13 protein-coding genes and 1 pseudogene are annotated in these 17516 nt (G+C 70.7%); all 14 read left to right on the forward strand.

The window, feature by feature from the left end; translation table 11 throughout:
• Positions 1-3 precede the first annotated feature (3 nt).
• The 14 genes and pseudogenes from ACN28G_RS27985 to ACN28G_RS28050 all read left to right on the forward strand — a co-directional run bounded on the left by ACN28G_RS27985 (position 4) and on the right by ACN28G_RS28050 (position 17477).
• Positions 4-681: a NuoB/complex I 20 kDa subunit family protein gene (locus tag ACN28G_RS27985; RefSeq protein ID WP_091433440.1), complete on the forward strand. Its 678-nt coding sequence runs from the start codon at positions 4-6 to the stop codon at positions 679-681.
• Positions 682-1419, forward strand: a complete 738-nt coding sequence (locus tag ACN28G_RS27990; RefSeq protein WP_421480706.1) for an NADH-quinone oxidoreductase subunit C — start codon at positions 682-684, stop codon at positions 1417-1419.
• 37 nt (positions 1420-1456) lie between these two features.
• Positions 1457-2782, forward strand: coding sequence for an NADH-quinone oxidoreductase subunit D (locus ACN28G_RS27995; RefSeq protein WP_091433444.1), 1326 nt, complete (start codon positions 1457-1459; stop codon positions 2780-2782).
• Positions 2779-3505 (forward strand): annotated as a pseudogene (gene nuoE / locus ACN28G_RS28000) (NADH-quinone oxidoreductase subunit NuoE); the annotation flags it as partial. The gene ACN28G_RS27995 and the pseudogene nuoE, both read left to right, overlap by 4 nt.
• Before the next feature lie 487 nt (positions 3506-3992).
• Positions 3993-5309, forward strand: a complete 1317-nt coding sequence (gene nuoF / locus ACN28G_RS28005) for an NADH-quinone oxidoreductase subunit NuoF (RefSeq protein WP_091433449.1) — start codon at positions 3993-3995, stop codon at positions 5307-5309.
• A 40-nt stretch (positions 5310-5349) separates the two neighbouring features.
• Positions 5350-7890, forward strand: coding sequence for an NADH-quinone oxidoreductase subunit G (locus ACN28G_RS28010; RefSeq protein WP_091433451.1), 2541 nt, complete (start codon positions 5350-5352; stop codon positions 7888-7890).
• Positions 7887-9239: an NADH-quinone oxidoreductase subunit NuoH gene (gene nuoH / locus ACN28G_RS28015; protein WP_091433453.1), complete on the forward strand. Its 1353-nt coding sequence runs from the start codon at positions 7887-7889 to the stop codon at positions 9237-9239. The genes ACN28G_RS28010 and nuoH overlap by 4 nt, the downstream gene beginning before the upstream one ends.
• A gap of 1 nt (position 9240) precedes the next feature.
• Positions 9241-9882, forward strand: coding sequence for an NADH-quinone oxidoreductase subunit NuoI (gene nuoI / locus ACN28G_RS28020; RefSeq protein WP_091433455.1), 642 nt, complete (start codon positions 9241-9243; stop codon positions 9880-9882).
• Positions 9879-10643 carry an NADH-quinone oxidoreductase subunit J gene (locus ACN28G_RS28025; protein WP_091433457.1) on the forward strand — a complete coding sequence of 255 codons (765 nt, stop codon included), beginning with the start codon at positions 9879-9881 and terminating at the stop codon, positions 10641-10643. The genes nuoI and ACN28G_RS28025 overlap by 4 nt, the downstream gene beginning before the upstream one ends.
• A gap of 40 nt (positions 10644-10683) precedes the next feature.
• Positions 10684-11001, forward strand: a complete 318-nt coding sequence (gene nuoK / locus ACN28G_RS28030; RefSeq protein ID WP_091433459.1) for an NADH-quinone oxidoreductase subunit NuoK — start codon at positions 10684-10686, stop codon at positions 10999-11001.
• 12 nt (positions 11002-11013) lie between these two features.
• The gene (gene nuoL / locus ACN28G_RS28035; protein WP_091433461.1) at positions 11014-12975 is read left to right on the forward strand and encodes an NADH-quinone oxidoreductase subunit L; all 1962 of its coding nucleotides are present in this window, start codon (positions 11014-11016) and stop codon (positions 12973-12975) included.
• A 64-nt stretch (positions 12976-13039) separates the two neighbouring features.
• Positions 13040-14572 carry an NADH-quinone oxidoreductase subunit M gene (locus ACN28G_RS28040; protein ID WP_091433463.1) on the forward strand — a complete coding sequence of 511 codons (1533 nt, stop codon included), beginning with the start codon at positions 13040-13042 and terminating at the stop codon, positions 14570-14572.
• Between the two features lie 52 nt (positions 14573-14624).
• The gene (gene nuoN / locus ACN28G_RS28045; protein ID WP_091433465.1) at positions 14625-16202 is read left to right on the forward strand and encodes an NADH-quinone oxidoreductase subunit NuoN; all 1578 of its coding nucleotides are present in this window, start codon (positions 14625-14627) and stop codon (positions 16200-16202) included.
• Positions 16203-16391: 189 nt separating this feature from the next.
• Complete coding sequence (locus tag ACN28G_RS28050; RefSeq protein WP_421480707.1) at positions 16392-17477, forward strand: polyprenyl synthetase family protein; 1086 nt, start codon at positions 16392-16394, stop codon at positions 17475-17477.
• Positions 17478-17516: the final 39 nt, after the last annotated feature.

Below are 17516 nucleotides of genomic sequence, written 5' to 3' on the forward strand. Positions count from 1 at the left end.
TAGATGGGTATCGAGGAGAAACTTCCCGCTGGTGTCCTGCTCACCTCGGTGGAGAAGCTGGTCAACTGGTCCCGCAAGTCGTCGGTCTGGGGGGCCACCTTCGGCCTGGCCTGCTGCGCCATCGAGATGATGGCCGCCGGTGGCCCGCACTACGACATGGGCCGGTGGGGCATGGAGGTCTTCCGCGCCTCGCCCCGGCAGGCCGACCTGATGATCGTCGCCGGCCGGGTCAGCCAGAAGATGGCCCCGGTGCTGCGCCAGATCTACGACCAGATGGCCGAGCCCCGCTGGGTGCTGTCGATGGGCGTCTGCGCCAGCAGCGGCGGCATGTTCAACAACTACGCCATCGTGCAGGGCGTCGACCACGTCGTACCGGTCGACATGTACCTGCCGGGCTGCCCGCCCCGGCCGGAGATGCTCATCGACGCGGTGCTCAAGCTGCGCGAGAAGATCGGCCACGAGCCGCTCGGCCCGAACGGCCGCAAGATGCTGGAGGCCCGTCAGGCCCGCGGTGACGTGCCGGTCGTGCCGTACGGCTCGATGCCCTCGTCGTACCGCAACGACAAGGCCCGCCGCGCCGAGTGGACCAAGGCGGTCCGCGAGGGGCGCGAGGAGCAGCTGCGGATCGAGAACTGGATGAAGGCCCAGAACCACCTCCAGCCGCATCGGGGGATCAAATAAATGAGTGCCGCTGACGAGAAGCGTGGTCCGGCGAACGTGCCGGTGCCGGTGACGCCGGCCGGGACGAGCAGCACCGCGTCGGCCGACTACCCGCCGGCCAGCCCGGCCGGTCGGGGCATGTTCGGCATCCAGGGCTCCGGCGACACCTCCGGCTTCGGCGGCCTGGTCCGCCCTAAGCAGCCGATCGAGGAGTCGCCCCGGCCGTACGGCGGTTACTTCGACGAGGTCCGCGACGCGCTGGAGGAGGCGTACCCGGCCTTCGCCGACGCCATCGAGAAGGTCGTGGTCGACCGGGGCGAGCTGACCCTGCACGTCCGCGCCGAGCGGATCGCCGAGGTCTGCCAGGTGATGCGGGACGACGCCGCGCTGCGCTTCGAGCTCTGCGCCTCGGTCTCCGGGGTGGACTACCTCGGTGCCGACGAGCGCCGGCTGCACGTGGTCTACCAGCTCACCTCGATGACGTACCGGCGGACGGTCCGGCTGGAGGTGGCGGTCAGCGCCGAGCAGCCGCACGTACCGTCGGTCACCGCCGTCTACCCGACGGCGGACTGGCAGGAGCGCGAGGCGTACGACATGTTCGGGGTGGTCTTCGACGGCCACCCGGGCCTGACCCGCATCCTCATGCCGGACGACTGGGAGGGTCACCCGCAGCGCAAGGACTACCCGCTCGGCGGCGTGCCCGTCGAGTACAAGGGCGCCGAGATCCCCCCGCCGGACAAGCGGAGGTCGTACCAGTGAGCGCCTACCGCGTAGCCGTGAACGGAGGGCAGGCACTGTGAGCACGTCCAACTACGCCACCGAGCGGGAGACCACCGAGGGGCGGGTCTTCACCGTCACCGGTGGGGACTGGGACGAGGTCGTCTCCGGTGTCGACCCGATCAGCGAGGGCCGGATCGTCGTCAACATGGGTCCGCAGCACCCGTCGACGCACGGCGTGCTCCGGCTCATCCTGGAGCTGGAGGGCGAGACGGTCCGCGAGGCCCGCTCGGTCGTCGGCTACCTGCACACCGGCATCGAGAAGAACCTCGAGTACCGCAACTGGGTGCAGGGTTCGACCTTCGTGACCCGGATGGACTACCTCGCGCCGATCTTCAACGAGACGGCGTACAGCCTGGCGGTGGAGAAGCTGCTCGGCATCACCGACGACATCACCGAGCGCGCCAACACCATCCGCGTGCTGATGATGGAGCTGAACCGGATCTCCTCGCACCTGGTCTGGCTGGCCACCACCGGCATGGAGTTGGGCGCGATCTCGATCATGCTGTACGGCTTCCGCGAGCGGGAGTACATCCTCGACATCTTCGAGAGCATCACCGGCCTGCGGATGAACCACGCGTACGTCCGGCCGGGCGGGGTGGCCCAGGACGTGCCGGACGAGGCGATCGTCAAGATCCGCGAGTTCCTCAAGATGATGCCGAAGAAGCTCAAGGAGTACGAGGACCTCCTCTCCGGGCAGCCGATCTGGCTGGAGCGGACCAAGAACGTCGCGGTGCTGGACGTCACCGGCTGCCTGGCGCTGGGCGTCACCGGCCCGGTGCTGCGCTCCGCCGGGCTCGCCTGGGACCTGCGCAAGACCATGCCGTACTGCGGCTACGAGACGTACGAGTTCGACGTGCCGACCCACCCGGACGGCGACGTCTGGGGCCGCTACCTGGTCCGGATGGCCGAGATGCGGGAGTCGCTGAAGCTGGTCGAGCAGGCCCTGGACCGGTTGAAGCCGGGCCCGGTGATGGTGGCCGACCGCAAGATCGCCTGGCCGGCGCAGCTGGCCATCGGCGTCGACGGCATGGGCAACTCGCTGGAGCACGTCGCCAAGATCATGGGCCAGTCGATGGAGTCCCTGATCCATCACTTCAAGCTGGTCACCGAGGGTTTCCGGGTGCCGCCCGGCCAGGTCTACGTCGGCATCGAGGCACCCCGGGGCGAGTTGGGCGTGCACGCGGTCTCCGACGGCGGCACCCGGCCGTACCGGGTGCACTACCGCGAGCCGAGCTTCGTGAACCTGCAGGCCCTCCCGGCGATGGCCGAGGGCGGCCTGATCGCCGACGTGATCGCCGGTGGCGCTTCGCTGGACCCCGTGATGGGCGGTTGTGACCGATGAGTGCTTTCACCGAAACTACGCGGGTACGGGCGCGGGAGATCATCGCACGCTACCCGGCCGACCGGTCGCGGTCGGCGCTGCTGCCGCTGCTGCACCTGGTCCAGTCCGAGGAGGGGTACGTCTCCCCGGCCGGGGTGGCGTTCTGCGCCGAGGTGCTCGGGCTGAACAAGGCGCAGGTCGGCGCGGTGGCCACCTTCTACACCATGTACAAGCGCCGGCCCACCGGTGACTACCTGGTGAGCGTCTGCACCAACACGATGTGCAACGTGCTGGGCGGCCAGGAGGTCTACGACACCCTGACCGAGCACCTCGGGGTCGGGCACGACGAGACCACCGCCGACGGGAAGATCACCCTGGAGCACGCCGAGTGCCTGGCGGCGTGCGACTACGGGCCGGTGATGACCGTCAACTACGACTTCTTCGACGGCGTGGACCCGCAGTCCGCCGTCGGGCTGGTCGAGGAGCTGCGCGGCGGGGGTCGTCCGGCGCCGTCGCGGGGCGCCCGGCTCTGCACGCTCAAGGAGATGTCGGTGCAGCTCGCCGGCTTCGCCGACGAGCGGGACGGCGCGGTCGCCGACGGCGTACCCGGGGAGCCGACCCTGCGTGGGCTGCGGCTGGCGGCTCAGCACGGCATCTCGGTGCCGGACTTCGATCCGAACACCCCGATCCGCAGCAAGGCCGAGGCGGACCGCGAGGCGGCTGCGGCCAAGGCCGCCGCCGAGGCGAAGGCCAAGGCGGAGGCGAAGCCCGAGCCGGCCCCCGCGCCCGCCGAGCCCAAGCCCGCCGCGAAGCCCGAGCCGGCCGTGAAGCCCGAGCCCGCCGCGAAGGCGGAGCCGGAGTCGGGCAAGCCGGGCTTCTCGACCGGCAACGTCGGGGTGGCCGAGGCGGCCCGGACGGCCGGTTCGACCGACAGCACCGCACCCGACGTGAAGGCCCCCGACGACAAGTCGCCGCAGATCCGGGCCGCCGAGACCCGCCAGCCGGACGCGCGGACCGCCGCTCCGGACGCGCCGGGCACCAGGGTTCCGGTCGACGGGGCACCCCCGGCGTCCCGGGACGCCCAGCAGGCGGAGGCCGCCGGCGCGGCGGCGAACACCCCGGCCAGCGACGGCAAGCCGGCCGGCGACGACGCCGAGGCGCAGGACCGCAACCTCAGGGAGGCGGAGGCGGCCGAGGGCTCCGCCGCCACCAGCGACAGGGGGGCCCAGAAATGACTTCTCCTCGACCGGAGACACTGGCCAAGCTGACCCCGGTGCTCACCAAGCGCTGGCTCTCGCCGGACGCCTGGCGGATCGGCACCTACGAGCAGTTGGACGGCTACGCCGCGCTGCGCAAGGCGCTCAAGGCCCACCCGGACGACCTGATCCAGCTGATCAAGGACTCCGGCCTGCGCGGCCGGGGCGGCGCGGGCTTCCCGACCGGCCTGAAGTGGGGCTTCATCCCGCAGGGCGACGGCAAGCCGCACTACCTGGTGGTCAACGCCGACGAGGGCGAGCCGGGCACCTGCAAGGACCTGCCGCTGATGACCCACGACCCGCACGCGCTGGTCGAGGGGGTCATCATCGCCTCGTACGCGATCCGGGCCAGCCGCGCCTACATCTACATCCGGGGCGAGGCGGTGCACGCCGCCCGGCGGCTGCGCAACGCCGTGCAGGAGGCGTACGCCAAGGGTTACCTGGGCCGCGACATCCTGCGCTCCGGGTTCGACCTGGACCTGGTGGTGCACTCCGGGGCCGGGGCGTACATCTGCGGTGAGGAGACCGCGCTGCTGGACTCGCTGGAGGGTTTCCGGGGTCAGCCCCGGCTGCGCCCGCCGTTCCCGGCGACCCACGGCCTGTACGCCAGCCCGACCGTGGTCAACAACGTGGGCACCATCGCCAGCGTCCCGCCGATCGTGCTCGGCGGCCCGGCCTGGTGGAAGTCGATGGGCACGGAGAAGTCCGCCGGCCCGATGATCTACTCGCTCTCCGGCCGGATCGTCAACCCCGGCCAGTACGAGTGCGGGCTCGGCATCACGTTGCGCGAGCTGATCGAGCTGGCCGGCGGGATGCAGCCCGGACACAACCTGAGGTTCTGGACCCCGGGTGGCTCGTCGACCCCGCTGCTCACCGCCGAGCACCTGGACGTGCCGCTGGACTTCGAGGGGGTCTCGGCGGCCGGCTCGATCCTGGGCACCACGGCCACCCAGATCTTCTCCGACCAGGACTGCCCGGTCTACGCGACGTACCGGTGGCTGGAGTTCTACCACCACGAGTCGTGCGGCAAGTGCACCCCGTGCCGGGAGGGCAACTACTGGATGGTCCGGGTGTACCGGCGGATCCTCGCCGGCCAGGGCACCCCCGAGGACCTGGACACCCTGCTGGACACCTGCGACAACGTCCTCGGCCGCTCGTTCTGCGGCCTGGGCGACGGCGCGACCAGCCCGGTGACCTCCTCGTTGAAGCACTTCAAGCAGGACTACCTCGACTACATCGAGGGCCGGACCGCACCGAGGCTGTCCGACAAGGCGCTTGTGGGGGCCCACTGATGAGCGCGCGGAACGAGCTTGCGAGTGGGAGGCCAGCCCGATGACCGACGTAGCGAAGCAGGTCGAGACCGTCACGCTCACCATCGACGGGGTCGAGGTCACCGCGCCCAAGGGCGCGCTGCTGATCCGGGTCGCCGAGCAGATGGGCATCGCGATCCCCCGGTTCTGCGACCACCCGCTGCTGGCCCCGGCCGGCGCGTGCCGGCAGTGCCTGGTCGACGTGGAGGGTCAGCGCAAGCCGGTGGCCTCCTGCACCCAGACGGTGGCCGAGGGCATGGTGGTCAAGACCCAGCTCACCTCCCCGGTGGCCAAGAAGGCGCAGGAGGGGGTGATGGAGCTGCTGCTGATGAACCACCCGCTGGACTGCCCGATGTGCGACAAGGGTGGCGAGTGCCCCCTGCAGAACCAGGCGATGTCCACCGGCCGCACCGACTCCCGCTTCCACGAGCACAAGCGGGAGTACCCGAAGCCGCTGCCGATCAGCACCCAGGTGCTGCTCGACCGGGAGCGGTGCGTGCTCTGCCAGCGCTGCACCCGGTTCTCCGAGGAGATCGCCGGCGACAAGTTCATCGACCTGATGGGCCGGTCGTCCGCCGAGGAGATCAACATCTACCGCGACGAGGAGTACGGGGTCGACCCGGACGAATCCGAGGGCAGTGCCGACCGCACCGGCTTGGCCTCCGCTGGCGCTCCGGCTGGCGCCGGTGATGTCCCGTTCAACTCCTACTTCTCCGGCAACACCGTGCAGATCTGCCCGGTGGGTGCGCTGACCGGCGCCCAGTACCGCTTCCGGGCCCGCCCGTTCGACCTGGTCTCCAGCCCGAGCGTGTGTGAGCACTGCTCGGCCGGCTGCGCGCAGCGCACCGACTGGCGGCGGGGCAAGGTGCTGCGCCGGCTGGCCGGCGACGACGCGCAGGTGAACGAGGAGTGGAACTGCGACAAGGGGCGCTGGGGCTTCCAGTACACCCGCGCCGCCGACCGGCTGACCACCCCGCTGGTGCGCGACCGGGAGACCGGTGAGCTGCGCGAGGCGTCCTGGAGCGAGGCCTTCGCGGTCGCCGCCGAGGGGCTGCGCGAGGCCCGGGACTCCGCCCGGGGCACGGCGGTGCTGACCGGTGGCCGGCTCACCGTCGAGGACGCCTACGCGTACGCCAAGTTCGCCCGGGTGGCCCTGCACACCAACGACATCGACTTCCGGGCCCGGCCGGTCTCCCGCGAGGAGGCCGACTTCCTGGCCAGCAGCGTCGCCGGGGTCACCGACGTCACCTACGCCGACGTGGAGAACGCCCCGGCGGTGGTGCTGGTCGGCCTGGAGCCGGAGGAGGAGTGCCCGATCCTCTTCCTGCGGCTGCGCAAGGCGTACCTGAAGAAGAAGCTCAAGGTGTACGCGATCGCGCCGTTCGCCACCCGCGGCCTGGAGAAGCTCGGGGCCAAGCTGGCCCGGGTGGTGCCGGGCGAGGAGGCCACCGTGCTCGCCGAGCACGCCACGGTCGCCGAGGCGCTGGGCACCCCGGGTGCGGTCCTGATCGTCGGCGAGCGGCTGGCCGGGGTGCCCGGTGGGCTCTCCGCCGCCGCGGACGTGGCCCGGCGCACCGGGGCGAAGCTGGCCTGGGTGCCGCGGCGCGCGGGTGACCGGGGCGCGGTCGACGCCGGCTGCCTGCCGAACCTGCTCCCCGGTGGCCGGCTGGTCACCGAGCCGGGGGCCCGTGCCGAGCTGGGCGAGGCGTGGGACATCCCGGCCGGGGTGATCCCCAGCCAGGCCGGCCGGGACACCGACGGCATCCTGTCCGCCGTGCTCTCGGAGCGGGTCGGCGCGCTGGTGGTGGCCGGGGTCGACCCGGCCGACCTGGCCGACCCGCGGCTGGCCGAGCAGGCCCTGGACGCGGTGCCCTTCCTGGTCAGCCTGGAGCAGCGGCTCACCGCCGTGGCCCGCCGGGCGGACGTGGTCTTCCCGGTCGCCCCGGTGGTGGAGAAGGCCGGCAGCTTCCTGGACTGGGAGGGTCGGCTGCGGCCCTTCGACGCGGTGCTGCAGACCACCGCGATGACCGACGGCCGGGTGCTGGACGCGCTCGCCGCGCAGCTCGATGTCCGGCTCGGCACCGCCGACGTGCTCAGCGTCCGCCGGGAACTGGGCGGCCTGCCGGCCACCCGGACCGAACGGCCGAGCCCGCCGGCGGTGGAGCCCGGTCGACTGCCGCAGCCCGGTGCCGGCGAGGCCGTCCTGGCCACCTGGCACCAGCTGCTCGACCTGGGCAGCCTGGTCGACGGCGACGAGCACCTCGGTGGCACCGCCCGACCACCGGTGGTCCGGCTGGGCAAGGGCACCGCGGAGGCGCTCGGCGTCGCCGACGGTGACGCGGTCACGGTGGGTACCGACCGGGGGGCGCTGACCCTGCCGGCGGCGATCACCGAGATGCCCGACGGGGTGGTCTGGCTGCCTACCAACTCACCCGGTTCGACCGTCCGGCGCAGCCTCGGTGCGACGTCCGGCACGGTGGTACGGATCTCCGTCCCGGCCGTGGCCGCCGACCTGACCGACCGCCCGGGTCCGCTCCTCAACACCGGGGGTGTTTCCCAGTGAACGCGCTCTACCTGGCGCAGGACCCGTCGCTTGCCGACTTCGGCAACGACCCGTGGTGGCTGGTCCTGATCAAGATCCTCTTTGCCTTCGTCCTCGCGGTGCTGGCCACCCTGCTCGGGGTCTGGTTCGAGCGCCGCGTGGTCGGCTACATGCAGGTCCGGCCCGGCCCCAACCAGGTGGGTCCGTTCGGTCTGCTGCAGACCCTCGCCGACGGTCTGAAGCTGGCCTTCAAGGAGGACATCCTCCCCAAGGCGGCGGACAAGGTCGTCTACTTCTTCGCCCCGGTCATCTCGGTGATCTGTGCGGTCACCGCGCTGTCGGTGATGCCGTTCGGCCCGATGGTGAGCATCTTCGGCCACCAGACGCCGTTGCAGGTCACCGACGTGCCGGTGGCGGTCCTGGTGGTGCTGGCGCTCTCCTCGCTTGCCGTGTACGGCATCGTGCTCGGCGGCTGGGCCTCCGGCTCGACCTACCCGGTGCTGGGCGGCCTGCGCTCCACCGCCCAGCTGATCTCGTACGAGGTGTCGCTGGGCCTGTCCATCGTGGCCGTGTTCATGCTCTCCGGCACGATGTCCACCAGCGAGATCGTCTCCGCCCAGGGCAGCGGCCCGGAGGTGGAGTTCTTCGGTCTGACGGTGCCGATGCCCGGCTGGTACGCGCTGCTGCTCTTCCCCAGCTTCGTGGTCTTCTTCATCTCCATCGTCGGGGAGACCAACCGCGCCCCGTTCGACCTGCCCGAGGCGGAGTCGGAGCTGGTCGCGGGCTTCCAGACCGAGTACAGCTCGCTGAAGTTCGCGCTCTTCATGCTCAGCGAGTACGTCGCGATGGTGGCCATGTCGGCGTTCACCGTGACGCTCTTCCTCGGCGGCTGGCACGCCCCGTGGCCGATCACCATCTGGTCCGGCGCCAACTCCGGCTGGTGGCCGATGCTGTGGTTCTTCGGCAAGGTCGTCGCGCTGGTCTTCGTCTTCGTCTGGCTGCGGGGCACCCTGCCCCGGATGCGCTACGACCAGTTCATGCGGCTGGGCTGGAAGGTGCTCATCCCGGTCAGCCTGGTCTGGATCGTCGGCCTGGCCGCCTTCCTGAAGACCCAGGGCTGGGAGCGTACCGACAAGCTGGTCGCCTACGGCGTGGTCGCCGGGGTGCTGATGCTCGCCGCCATCTTCTGGCCGAGCCGCCGGCCCGAGCCGAAGCCGACCGTGCAGGAGCAGGTCGACAACCGGCCGTACGGCAGCTTCCCGCTGCCCCCGATGGACCTGCAGGTACCACCGAGCCCGCGCACCAAGCGCGTGGTCGCCGAACGGGAGCCGGCCAACGTCTCCGCCGGCCCGGACTCTCAGGAGGTGTGACGTGGGCGCGATTACCGGAACGTTCAAGGGCTTCGGGGTCACCTTCTCGCACATGTTCAGGAAGGTCGTCACCACCGACTACCCCTTCAAGCCGCCGACCCCGGCGCCGCGCTACCACGGGCGGCACATCCTGAACCGGCACCCGGACGGCCTGGAAAAGTGCATCGGCTGCGAGCTGTGCGCCTGGGCCTGCCCGGCGGACGCGATCTACGTCGAGGGTGGCGACAACACCGACGAGCAGCGCTTCTCGCCCGGTGAGCGGTACGCCAGCATCTACCAGATCAACTACGCCCGGTGCATCTTCTGCGGGCTCTGCATCGAGGCCTGCCCGACCCGTTCGCTGACGATGAGCAACGAGTACGAGCTGGCCCGGGACAACCGGCAGGATCTGATCTTCACCAAGGAGCAGCTGCTCGCACCCCTGCTGGAGGGGATGGAGCAGCCGCCGCACCCGATGCGCCTCGGTGACAGCGAGAAGGACTACTACGTCGGCGCGCTCACCAACCCGGGCACCTCGGCCGGCGCGGAGACCTCGCCGATGGGCCCGGGACGGTACCGGGTCGAGGAGCACCCGGGAGTCACCTTCCCCGGTGCCGAGCAGGCCGCCGACCGCGCCCAGGCGGCAAAGGGAGAGAAGGCATGACCGCACAGACGGCGCTCGCCGCGTCGGTCTCCGGCGGCGAGGCGGTGACCTTCTGGATCCTCGCCCCGCTGGCGCTGCTCGGCGCGTTCGGCATGGTGCTCGCCCGCAACGCGGTGCACTCCGCGCTCTGGCTGGTGCTGACCATGCTCTGCCTGGGCATCTTCTACGTGCTCCAGGCCGGCCCGTTCATCGGGATGACGCAGATCATCGTCTACACCGGCGCGATCATGATGCTCTTCCTCTTCGTGCTGATGCTTGTCGGTCGGGAGTCCTCCGACTCGCTGATCGAGGTGCTGCGCGGCCAGCGGGTCGCCGCGATCGGGCTGGGCCTCGGGTTCGCGCTGCTGCTCGGCAGCGGGGTGTACCGGGCCACCGAGGGCGGCACCCCGGTCGGGCTGGAGGAGGCCAACGCCGGTGGCAACGTGCAGGCCATCGCCCGGCTGCTCTACACCGACTACGTCTTCGCCTTCGAGCTGACGGCCGCGCTGCTGATCACCGCCACCATCGGCGGGATGCTCCTGGCCCACCTGGAACGGCGCAAGGAGGACCGGCGCGACCAGGTGGCCACCATGAAGTCCCGCTTCGCGCCGGGCAACTACCCCGGCCCGAAGCCCGGCCCGGGCGTCTTCGCCACCTCGTCCTCGGTGGCCACCCCGGCCCGCCTGCCGGACGGCCGGCTGAGCGACCGGAGCACCCCGGACATCCTCCCGGTGCGCGAACTGACCGCCGAGGAGACCACGCTGAAGGGGACCGAGAAGTGAGCGTGCGCCCCGCACTCGCCAACGGAAGGGCTGTCCGGTAATGGAAGGCTTCTTTTCGGTCGAGCCGAACTACTACCTGGTGCTCTCCGCGGTGCTGTTCACCATCGGCGCGGTCGGGGTGCTCATCCGGCGCAACGCGATCGTGCTGTTCATGTGCGTCGAGCTGATGCTGAACGCCGCCAACCTCGCACTGGTCACCTTCAGCCGGATCAACGGTGACCTGAACGGCCAGATCATGGCGTTCTTCGTGATGGTGGTGGCGGCGGCCGAGGTCGTGATCGGTCTCGCGATCATCATGGCGATCTTCCGGACCCGTCGCTCGGCCAGCGTCGACGATGCCAACCTGCTCAAGTACTAAGAGGGGCCAGCGGTGGAGCAAATTCTGACGTACGCCCAGGCCGCGCCGGCCGGGACCGTCGCCTACGCTCCGGCGGACGGACTGCTCGGCAGCGTCTGGCTGCTGGTGGCGATTCCGCTGGTCAGCGCGGCGATCCTGCTGCTGCTCGGTCGGCGGGCCGATCGCTGGGGACACTGGCTCGGGGTGGCGGCCATCGGTGCCGCGTTCGTGCTCGGGCTCACCGCCTTCCTCCAGCTGCGGGGCCTGGAGAACAAGTCGGTCGAGCTGAGCCTCTGGGAGTTCCTGGCGGTCGGCGAGTTCCGGGTGGACTTCGGTCTGCTCTTCGACCCGCTCGCCGCGGTCTTCGTACTCCTGATCACCGGCGTCGGCTTCCTGATCCACCTGTACGCGGTGGAGTACATGGCGCACGACGAGGGCCGGCGACGGTTCTTCGCGTACTTCAACCTGTTCGTCGCCGCCATGCTGCTGCTGGTGCTCGGCAACAACTACGTGATGCTCTACTTCGGCTGGGAGGGCGTCGGTCTGGCGTCGTACCTGCTGATCTCCTTCTGGACCGAGCGGCCCGCCGCCGCGACGGCCGGCAAGAAGGCGTTCCTGATGAACCGGGTGGGCGACGCCGGTCTGGCCATCGCCATCTTCATCATGTTCGCCACCCTCGGCACCACGCAGTACGACGAGGTCTTCAACGGCGTCGGCAGCCTGACCGCCACCACCGTGCTGGTGATGGGTCTGCTGCTGCTGCTCGGCGCGGCCGGCAAGTCCGGTCAGTTCCCGCTGCAGGCCTGGCTGCCGGACGCGATGGAGGGCCCGACCCCGGTCTCCGCCCTGATCCACGCGGCCACCATGGTCACCGCCGGCGTCTACCTGATCGCCCGCTCCAACCCGGTCTTCTCGGCCAACTCGACGCTGCAGCTCGTGGTGGTGAGCGTCGGCGCGCTGACCCTGCTGATCGGCTGTGTGATCGGCGCGGCCAAGGACGACATCAAGCGGGTGCTTGCCTGGTCCACGGTCAGCCAGATCGGCTACATGTTCCTCGGCGTCGGGCTCGGCGGTGGGGCGTACGCGCTGGCCATCGTGCACCTGCTGGCGCACGGCTTCTTCAAGGCCAACATGTTCCTCGGTGCCGGCTCGGTCATGCACGGCATGAACGACCAGGTCGACATCCGCCGCTTCGGCGGTCTGTCGAAGTACATGAAGGTCACCTGGCTGACCTTCATGATGGGCTGGCTGGCCATCATCGGCATGTTCCCGTTCTCCGGCTACTTCTCCAAGGAGCCGATCATCGCGGCGGCCTTCGAGCGGGAGGGCTGGACGGCCTGGCTCTTCGGCGGGGCGGCGGTGCTCGGTGCCGGGCTGACGGCGTTCTACATGACCCGGCTCTTCGTGCTCACCTTCCACGGCCCCAAGCGGTGGACCGAGGACATCGAGCACCCGCACGAGTCGCCGAAGCTGATGACCATCCCGCTGATCCTGCTGGCGGTCGGCTCGGTAGGCGCCGGTTTCCTGCTCGCCACCTCGGTACCGGACTGGCTGACCGCCACCGCCGGACTGGGTGCCGTCGAGGAGGAGGCGCACAGCGCGGTCCTCTCGCACACCGCGGTCACGGTGATCTCGCTGCTGGTCACCGCGCTCGGTGCCGGGCTGGCCTGGTTCCTGTTCCGCGCCGGCACGGCCACCACGCCGCAGCCGGCCGGGGTCCTGGTCACCGCCGCCCGGCGGAACCTCTACACCGACACGGTCAACGAGGCGGTCTTCGAGAAGCCGGGCATCTTCCTCACCCGGGCGCTTGTCTACCTCGACAACCGGGGCATCGACGGGCTGGTCAACGGGCTCGCGGCCGGTGTCGGTGGCACCTCGGCCCGACTGCGGCGACTGCAGACCGGCTTCGTCCGGTCGTACGCGACGTCCATCCTCGCCGGTGCGCTGCTGGTGGTGGCGGCGTTCCTGGCCGTGCAGGCGGGGTGGTTGGCGTGATCGACCTGAACACGACCGGCCCCGCCGGCGGACCACGCATCCACGACGGAGGTAAGGCCGCATAATGTCCAACTTCCCGTTCCTCTCGGTGCTGACCGTGGCGCCGCTGGTGGGTGCCCTGGTCGTGGCGCTGCTGCCGCGCAGCCGGCCGGTCCTGGCCAAGCAGGTGGCGCTGGGCTGGTCGCTGCTGGTGCTGGTGCTCTCGGTGGTCATGTGGGTCACCTTCCAGGTCGACGGCGACCGGTTCCAGTTCCGCGAGTCGTACCCGTGGATCCCGAACTGGGGGGTCAGCTTCACCTTCGCCGCCGACGGCATCGCGCTGGTGATGCTGATGCTGATCGCGATCCTGGTGCCGCTGGTGATCCTCGCCTCCTGGCACGACGCCGAGGCGTCGAAGCGCTCGATCCCGGTCTACTTCGCCCTGCTGCTGGTCCTGGAAAGCACCATGATCGGCGTCTTCGCCGCCGCCGACGTGTTCCTGTTCTACGTGTTCTTCGAGGTCATGCTGGTGCCGATGTACTTCCTGATCGGCAGCTACGGCGGCCACCAGCGGCAGTACGCGGCGGTGAAGTTCTTCCTCTACTCGCTGGTCGGCGGCCTCTTCATGCTGGCCGCGGTGATCGGCCTCTGGGTGGTCGGCGGCAAGACCTTCGACTGGCAGACGCTGAGCCAGGTGGACATCTCCACCGGCACCGAGCGCTGGCTCTTCCTGGGCTTCTTCGTCGCGTTCGCGATCAAGGCACCGTTCTTCCCGTTCCACACCTGGCTGCCCGACGCCGGTGGGGCCGCCCCGGCCGGGGCCGCCGCGCTGCTGGTGGGGGTCCTGGACAAGGTGGGCACCTTCGGCATCCTGCGGTACTGCCTGCCGCTCTTCCCGGACGCGGCCAAGTGGTTCGCCCCGTACGCGCTGGCGCTGGGCGTGATCGGCATCATCTACGCCGCGCTGCTGGCGATCGGACAGAACGACCTCAAGCGGCTGGTGGCGTACACCTCGATCGCGCACTTCGGGTTCATCGGGGTCGGCATCTTCGCCTTCACCACCCAGGCCGGCACCGGTGCGGTGCTGTACATGCTCAACCACGGGCTCGCCACCGGCCTGCTCTTCCTGGTGGTGGGGATGCTGGTGACCCGGCGCGGCTCGGCCCTGATCACCGACTTCGGTGGGGCCGGCAAGCTGGTGCCGCTGCTGGCCGGGGTGCTCTTCTTCGCCGGTCTGGCCTCGCTCGCGCTGCCCGGCACCGCGCCGTTCGTCTCCGAGTTCCTGGTGCTGATCGGCACCTTCACGGTGAACAAGCCGGTCGCGGTGATCGCCACGCTGGGCATCATCCTGGCCGCCGCGTACGTGCTCTGGATGGTGCAGCGCACCACGCAGGGCACCCTCAACCCGGCGCTGACCGAGGTCGAGGGGATGCGCAAGGACCTCAACCTGCGGGAGAAGGTAGTCGTCGCCCCGCTGATCGCGCTGATCATCGTGCTCGGGTTCTACCCGAAGCCGGTGACCGACGTGATCAACCCCGCCGTCCAGGCGACCATGAACGACATCGGCAGGACCGACCCCGCACCGACGGTCGGCGGCGTCCAGGAGGCCTCCCGGTGAGCGTGCGGACCGAGCTGGCGAGCTCCGCAGTCGCGGATGAAAGGACTGCCCGATGAACGAGCTCACGCTGCCGTCGATCGACTACACGGCGCTGGCTCCGATCCTGATCCTGCTGGGCGCTGCCGTGCTCGGCGTACTGGTCGAGGCCTTCGTGCCCCGGCGGGCCCGGCACACCACCCAGCTGGTGCTGGCGCTGCTGTCGGTGCTGGCCGCGCTGGTGATGGTGGTCCGCAACGCCGACCTGCGGATCATCGGTAACGCCGACGACCGGGTCATCACCATCGGCGGCGTGATCGCCGTGGACGGGCCGACTCTCTTCCTCCAGGGCACCATCCTGGTGTTGGCGGCGATGGCGCTGCTGCTGATCGGCGAGCGCGCGGTGGAGCGGGGCGGTGCCTTCGTCGCCCAGGCCGCCATCACCGCCGAGTCGCCCGAGGACCGGCAGCAGGCGGAGCGCAGCAACGGGGCCACCGAGGTGTACCCGCTGACCACCTTCGCCATCGCCGGCATGATGATCTTCGTGGCCGCGAACGACCTGCTGACCATGTTCATCGCGCTGGAGGTCTTCTCGCTGCCGCTCTACCTGCTCTGCGCGCTGGCCCGTCGCCGGCGCCTGCTGAGCCAGGAGGCGGCGATGAAGTACTTCCTGCTCGGCGCGTACGCCTCGGCGTTCTTCCTGTTCGGTCTCGCCCTGGTGTACGGCTTCACCGCCGGCATCCCCGGCCGGCCGGCCGGCGTCGACTTCGCCACCATCAACGCGGCGGTCAGCGAGTCGCCGGCCAGCGACGTGCTGCTCTTCGCCGGGATGGCGCTGGTCTCGATCGGCCTGCTGTTCAAGGCGGCGGCGGCCCCGTTCCACGTCTGGACGCCGGACGTCTACCAGGGCGCGCCGACGCCGGTCACCGGCTTCATGGCCGCCTGCACCAAGGTCGCCGCGTTCGGGGCCCTGCTGCGGGTCTTCCACGTGGCCTTCGCCGACGCCGCCTGGGACTTCACCCCGGTCATCGGGGCCATCGCGGTGCTGACCATGCTGGTCGGCGCGGTGCTGGCGGTCACCCAGACCGACATCAAGCGGCTGCTGGCGTACTCGTCGATCGCCAACGCCGGATACCTGCTGGTCGGGGTGCTCGCCCCGAGCCGGGAGGGGCTCTCCGGCACGATGTTCTACCTGGCCGCGTACGGCTTCTCGGTGCTGGCCGCGTTCGCCGTGGTGACCCTGGTCCGGGACGCCGACGGGGAGGCCACCCACCTGTCCCGCTGGGCCGGGTTGGGCCGTCGTTCGCCGTTCTACGCGTCGATCTTCACCTTCATCCTGCTGGCCTTCGCCGGTATCCCGCTCACCAGCGGCTTCACCAGCAAGTTCGCGGTCTTCGGCCCGGCGCTGGAGGCCGACCAGGCCTGGCTGGTGATCGCCGGTGTGCTGACCAGCATGGTGCTGGCCTTCCCGTACCTGCGGGTCGTGGTGATGATGTGGCTCTCCGAGCCGGGTGAGTCCACCCCCACGGTGACCGTGCCGGGCGGCCTGACCTCGGCGGCGCTCGCGATCGGCGTGGTCGCCACCCTGGTCCTCGGGGTGGCCCCCGGACCGCTGCTCGACCTGGCCACCGGGGCGGCCGAGTTCGTCAGGTAGCCGACGACCGCACGACGGCGGGGTCGCCTGCGCTTCGGCGCGGCGGCCCCGCCGCTGTGTTGCGGCTTGTCGCGGCGGCGGGGCCGCTGCGCGTGCGCGGGCTGTCGCGGCGGCCCCGCCGCTGCGTCGGGGCTGCGTCGCGGGCCACGGTGGGGCTCCCCCGACCAGAGCAGGTGGCCCGGGTGTGGCATGGTTGGAGACGTGGTGAATCCGGCTGGCGAGCGTTCAGGTGCCACCGGCTCCGGCGGTCGTCGGAGCCGGTCGAGCACGAGTCAGTTCGGCACGCTCGGCCTGCACATCGCCGATCCCCGCGTCGAGAGCTCCGTGCTGGGGCTGCTCGACTCCGTCGAGGCCGAGCTGCGCTCCAGCGTGGCCAGCGCCGACCCGTTCGTCACCGAGGCCGCCCGGCATCTGGTGGAGGCCGGGGGCAAGCGGTTCCGGCCGCTACTGGTGGCCCTGGGCGCGCAGTTCGGTGACCCGGCGGGCCCCCAGGTGGTGCCGGCGGCCGTGGTGATGGAGCTCACCCACCTGGCCACGCTCTACCACGACGACGTGATGGACGAGGCCGCCGTGCGGCGGGGCGCGCCCAGCGCCAACTCCCGCTGGACCAACTCGGTGGCCATCCTCGTCGGTGACTACCTCTTCGCCCGGGCCGCCGACATCGCCGCCGACCTCGGCCCCGAGGCGGTACGCCTGCAGGCGCGCACCTTCGCCCGGCTGGTGCAGGGTCAGATCGCCGAGACCGTGGGGCCCCGGGCCGGTGACGACCCGGTGGAGCACTACCTGCGGGTCATCGCCGACAAGACGGGTTCCCTGATCGCCACCTCCGCGCGCTTCGGCGGCATGTTCGGCGGCGCGGCCCAGGAGCACGTCGAGGCCCTGGCCGGGTACGGCGAGACCGTCGGGGTGGCCTTCCAGCTCTCCGACGACCTGCTGGACATCGCCAGCGAGTCCACCCAGTCGGGCAAGACCCCCGGCACCGACCTGCGCGAGGGGGTCCCCACGCTGCCGGTGCTCTACGCGCTGGCGGCCGACGACTCCGACGCCGCCTCGGTGCGGCTGCGGGAGATCCTGGCCACCGGTGCGCTGAGCGACGACGCCCTGCACGCCGAGGCGCTCGGCCTGCTCCGGGAGAGCCCGGCGTTGAAGCGGGCCCGGGAGACGGTCCGCAGCTACGCCGAGGACGCCCGGGCCCGGTTGGCCCCGTTGCCGCAGTCGCCGGCCCGGCACGCGCTGGAGTCCCTCTGCGACTTCGTCGCCGACCGCACCAGCTGAGCCCGGCACGGCTCAGCGGGCTGGCAGTTCAGCGGGCTG

The sequence above is a fragment of the Micromonospora sp. WMMA1923 genome (assembly GCF_049179195.1).
GTDB classification, from domain to species: Bacteria; Actinomycetota; Actinomycetes; order Mycobacteriales; family Micromonosporaceae; genus Micromonospora; species Micromonospora yangpuensis.